The organism is Peptoniphilus sp. BV3C26, from assembly GCF_000478985.1.
GTDB classification, from domain to species: Bacteria; Bacillota; Clostridia; order Tissierellales; family Peptoniphilaceae; genus Peptoniphilus_B; species Peptoniphilus_B koenoeneniae.
The window spans coordinates 1-567 of the sequence record NZ_AWXB01000024.1 but is presented as its reverse complement, the minus strand read 5'-3'; the positions used below and the strand labels follow the sequence as shown (position 1 = coordinate 567).

Genomic DNA, 567 nt, shown 5'->3' with positions numbered 1-567 from the left:
CTTTGATAAAAACGCATATATTGAATCCCTTGTAAATACTTCCGTTCTTATTTTAGATGACTTGGGAATTGAAAGGGATACAAGCTATGCTAAAGAGCAGGTATATAACATTGTCAATAGCAGGTACTTAAAACAGAAACCAACAATTTTCACAACAAATCTTTCCTACGACACAATTCAAAACTGCAAGGACAGTGTTGAATATCAAAGAATCTATTCAAGAATTATTGAAATGTGTATTCCCGTTATGGTTGTAGGCGAGGATTTCAGAAAGTTTATTCAAAGAGATAAGCTAACTCGCAATAAAGATAGATTACTGAACGGAGGTGAAAGGACTTGATCAATGAAGAAATTGCAAGAAAAACGCTCAACATGGAAGTGAGAGCCGGCAAAGTAACAAGCAAGATACTTTTGGATTTGATAAGGAAGTTACTGAAAGAATCAGAAAAAATCGGTGGACTTGAAAAGCTCGTTGGGAGTAAAGGGAATGAAGTAAAACTAAAAGATATGGTTAAAAAGGGACAGCTTGAAGAGATACCAGTAGAAGAAACAGAATTGAAGGAACTG

General features: G+C 35.1%; 1 protein-coding gene and 1 pseudogene. Both read left to right on the top strand.

Translation table 11 applies throughout. The features are described 5' to 3' along the window. On the top strand, positions 1 to 340 hold a 340-nt coding region (locus HMPREF1253_RS02515), incomplete at its 5' end, for an ATP-binding protein (protein WP_023055158.1). After that, positions 337 to 567, top strand: a pseudogene (locus HMPREF1253_RS02510) (PcfB family protein); the annotation flags it as partial. The gene HMPREF1253_RS02515 and the pseudogene HMPREF1253_RS02510, both read left to right, overlap by 4 nt.